The sequence below is a fragment of the Ectobacillus sp. genome, from assembly GCF_056992975.1.
Genome location: NZ_JBXKMX010000194.1, coordinates 1 through 3546, shown reverse-complemented (window position 1 = coordinate 3546; position 3546 = coordinate 1). Strand labels below are relative to the sequence as shown.

Below are 3546 nucleotides of genomic sequence, written 5' to 3'. Positions count from 1 at the left end.
TCCTAACAAAAAACATACATACTGTTATGACTGTAAAGGCAACGAAAGCTAGTAGCGGGATCGTAATAAATCCAAACCAATCAACATATTTTCCTGTACAAGGAACACCACTTGAACAGGTTTGAAAATGTTGAAGCGCTGGAATATGTTGCTCTGCATAATGATAGCCTGATACAAACATACCAAGTATGGACATGGGAAGAACATATTTATAGATTGAAGACTCATTATGATACAAGGCAATGCCAATTAGAAGAACGAGAGGGTACATAAGAATGCGTTGGTACCAGCATAATGTACAGGGCACGTAATGTAATACCTCACTAAAGAATAGACTTCCTAGCATCGCTATTATTGCGGCAAGCCAGGAAAGTACAAAAGATTTATTCATTATTTACTCCCCTTCGCTGCATCATCAACCATTTTTTTCAGATCATCGTACGATTGACCCTCAAACTTTTTACCATTAATGAAAAGCGTCGGTGTTCCAGTTATTTGTAGCTTACTTACATAAGACATATCCTTATCCAGGGCAGCTTGTTCCTTTTTCTGACTAAAGGCTTGTAAGACCTTATTTACGTCGTCACTGCTAGCAATTTCTTTTAATGTATCTGTTAAAAAACTTTCAGTGAAATAATCCATTTTTTCATATTGCGGATCTTCTGGTTGCTTCTTATAAAGAAGATCATGGAATTTCCAGAATGCAGAATTTCCCAATTCCCCATACACTGTTTCTGAGAACAAAGCCGAACGTGTAGAGTCTACGTTAATAAAAGCATAGTTCATAAAATACATCTTTGCTTTCCCTGTATCTACAAAATCCTTCGTCATTTGCGGAACAAAGGTTTCATTAAAGCTTTTACAAACAGGACATTTGTAATCTCCAAATTCAACAATTTGGACCGGTGCTGTATCTTTTCCTATGTATGGTTGTCCACTATAATCAAACGTTGCTTCTTTTTTAGATGTAGAAGCATTTCCTAAAATAATTAAACCAGCTATTACGGCAATAATTACTATACCCATTGCCCAAAATAACCATCTTGAAGAAGTTTGCACTTTGCCTTTTTTCTTCTTGCTCGCCATGTATTCACCCCATATTATTTCTATTTCAAGATGTAACTTTAAAAGTTACATCTTCTAGAATCCAGTGCCATTACTACGTAAAAAACTACCTTACACTAGTTATTATATTTTTTAGAAAAATGGAGTGTCAAGATATATTCTCATATGTACATTTATTTGGCACTCTCCATACTATCCCTACTTATTTATTTGTAAGCGACTAATGACACTTGTAAGCCATTCACACTCTGCTCGCAACATAACAAGATTTCGTTCAATAGATAAATCAACCCCGCTACCGCTTCCATGGCTCGGAACTTTTTCTTGATAGGCGATACGCTTGTAAAGCTTACTAAGACGGGCTTCTAAGCAAACGATTGCTTCTTCTAACGGAAGATAGTCGAGAAACATAAGACCAATATCAATAGGATCGTTTTTCTTTCCCACGCTTTCTAAATTTCTACGTAGTAGCTCCATAAAGTACTGTGTACCCTCTTCATTCACACTATATACTTTTCTAGGTGGGCGGTTTCCTTCTTGCTCGATATGAACATCAATATGTCCTAAAGCACTTAATTTTTCAAGCATATTGTAAGCTGTCGCCTTTTTCATATCTGTCATATTACTTAAATTTTTCTCTATAAACTCATTTATTTGATAGCCATGCTGACTTTGTGCCATTAATATTCCTAATAATATAAGTGCGCGCTCTTCCATAATTCAAAACTCCTTCTAGTTCCATTCTTTCCATTTTAAAAAATCCGCAAGAATAAAGTCAACTCTTCTTTACTCAACACTATAATAGTCATTAATTGACTACTGATTAATTCATACTGTATGGTAATAGTAATACTATCATTACATGATAAAGATAGTAAATAGAATAAGGATCTGAAATAATGTAGATTTCTATGAATGCAATTCGAACACAAGCTCAAATGAGCATTTCCAACATAGCCGTGTTAGAATGATTCATAGATACCATTTTAATTTTCTTAAGAAGAACTTTTTTGAGAAAATTTAAAATGTTTTTAACAAATGAAAATAGGGGGCATCTTATTTTGTTCAAGTTATTTCTCTTTTTACATCTCACTGGTCTAGCAGTTTGGCTTGGTGCTATGGTAGTTGTTGCTGGAATTTTGTTAGCTTTAAAAAAGGATCTTCGTACTTCTGGTGTAAATGAATCACTAAAGAAAATTCTTCGATTCTTCAATACGGTCACACATCCAAGTGCAACCATCGTTCTTATTACTGGACTTGTTATGCGCTTTTCTTCCGAAGTGGAAGGAAAAGGATCACTTTGGCTAAGCTATATGCAAGATTTCGGTAGTTTAATTGTACTCGGCTCTATTATTGCTTTAACAATCTTAGGAAAACGTGCTGTAAAGAACCTAGATGGAAAAGAAGATGCTGCAACAGCTTCTAGCCTTTCTAAATATGCAAATGGACTTTTTGTATCAGCATTTCTTGTAATCTCAGTATTATTTGTTGTTGCTCTAAAATTAGGGAATGTAGAATAAAAAGCTTGTCTATTCGTAGCATGTTGACGAATAGACAAGCTTTTTTTCTTTATATTAGCAAAACAAGTATTGCGTTCTCTACTAACGAAACTATTGCAGCTGATTTTCTTGCAAATCATTCAGTTTTTCACGAACTTTTTTAGCTTGAAAGAAGAAAACCATCGCTCCACTTAAAAAAACTCCAATTGATACTAGCATAGTAATAAGTTGTAACAATGTTTTCCCCCCATTTGGAATGAGAAGACCCAACATAAAAATTGTGCTTAGTGCTAGTAACACTTGTCCAAACCGATTGTAGTCCGTTATTTTATGTTGCAAATGCTTCATTTCTATCACTCTCCATACTATTTACAATAACATATTCTAGTAATCTAGAAATCAAGTAAATGTATCCAAAGTGGAAATGATTTTCCAAAAAGGGGATACCCTCTGTCACTCCTATACGTTACCTGAGGGTATCTTTATTATGCTAAAGCTTGCGTTAAGTCTTCGATTAAATCCTCGACATCTTCAATACCGACCGAAATCCGAATAAGTGTATCGGTAATTCCAAGCTCCGCACGACGATCTGCTGGAATGGAAGCATGAGTCATTTTTGCTGGTACAGAAATTAAGCTTTCCACTGCTCCTAAGCTCTCTGCCAGAGTAAAATATTGTGTATTGCTCATCAAACGATTCAAAGTATCGATACTATCTACATCGAATGAAATAATTGCCCCGAATCCTCTTGCTTGCTTCTTGGCCATTTCATGTTGTGGATGATCAGTAAGACCAGGATAATATACTTTTTTCACTTTTGGATGTTCAGTCAAATAGTTCGCAATTTTCCGAGCGTTTGCTTCATGTTCTTCCATTCTTACCCCTAATGTTTTTAACCCACGAAGAAGAAGAAAGCTATCTTGCGGACCAAGTACACCGCCTGTGGAATTTTGGATAAAGTGAAGATCAGTTGCTAATTGCT

General features: G+C 35.3%; 6 protein-coding genes. 1 reads left to right on the top strand and 5 read right to left on the bottom strand.

Annotated elements, in window-relative coordinates; all coding sequences use genetic code 11:
- The 3 genes from AC11ZT_RS08930 to AC11ZT_RS08920 all read right to left on the bottom strand — a co-directional run.
- Nucleotides 1–391 (bottom strand): disulfide oxidoreductase (locus tag AC11ZT_RS08930; protein WP_484059265.1); only part of this gene is annotated, 391 nt, incomplete at its 3' end.
- The gene (locus AC11ZT_RS08925; RefSeq protein WP_484059264.1) at nucleotides 391–1086 is read right to left on the bottom strand and encodes a DsbA family protein; all 696 of its coding nucleotides are present in this window, start codon (nucleotides 1084–1086) and stop codon (nucleotides 391–393) included. The genes AC11ZT_RS08925 and AC11ZT_RS08930, both read right to left, overlap by 1 nt.
- A 177-nt stretch (nucleotides 1087–1263) precedes the next feature.
- Nucleotides 1264–1782: a PadR family transcriptional regulator gene (locus tag AC11ZT_RS08920; protein ID WP_484059263.1), complete on the bottom strand. Its 519-nt coding sequence runs from the start codon at nucleotides 1780–1782 to the stop codon at nucleotides 1264–1266.
- Nucleotides 1783–2126: 344 nt separating this feature from the next.
- On the opposite strand from AC11ZT_RS08920, the gene AC11ZT_RS08915 reads away from it, so the two are divergent.
- Nucleotides 2127–2585: a hypothetical protein gene (locus AC11ZT_RS08915; protein ID WP_484059262.1), complete on the top strand. Its 459-nt coding sequence runs from the start codon at nucleotides 2127–2129 to the stop codon at nucleotides 2583–2585.
- 90 nt (nucleotides 2586–2675) lie between these two features.
- Here AC11ZT_RS08915 and AC11ZT_RS08910 read toward each other — a convergent pair whose 3' ends face one another.
- Nucleotides 2676–2912, bottom strand: a complete 237-nt coding sequence (locus AC11ZT_RS08910) for a YrhC family protein (protein WP_484059261.1) — start codon at nucleotides 2910–2912, stop codon at nucleotides 2676–2678.
- A 137-nt stretch (nucleotides 2913–3049) separates the two neighbouring features.
- A partial coding sequence (locus AC11ZT_RS08905) for a PLP-dependent transferase (RefSeq protein ID WP_484059260.1) occupies nucleotides 3050–3546 on the bottom strand: 497 nt, incomplete at its 5' end.

Excerpts from the sequence above, each read along its gene's own strand:
- AC11ZT_RS08925 (WP_484059264.1), bottom strand. The coding sequence starts at position 1,086 with ATGGCGAGCAAGAAGAAAAAAGGCAAAGTGCAAACTTCTTCAAGATGG.
- AC11ZT_RS08910 (WP_484059261.1), bottom strand. The coding sequence starts at position 2,912 with ATGAAGCATTTGCAACATAAAATAACGGACTACAATCGGTTTGGACAA.
- AC11ZT_RS08920 (WP_484059263.1), bottom strand. The coding sequence starts at position 1,782 with ATGGAAGAGCGCGCACTTATATTATTAGGAATATTAATGGCACAAAGT.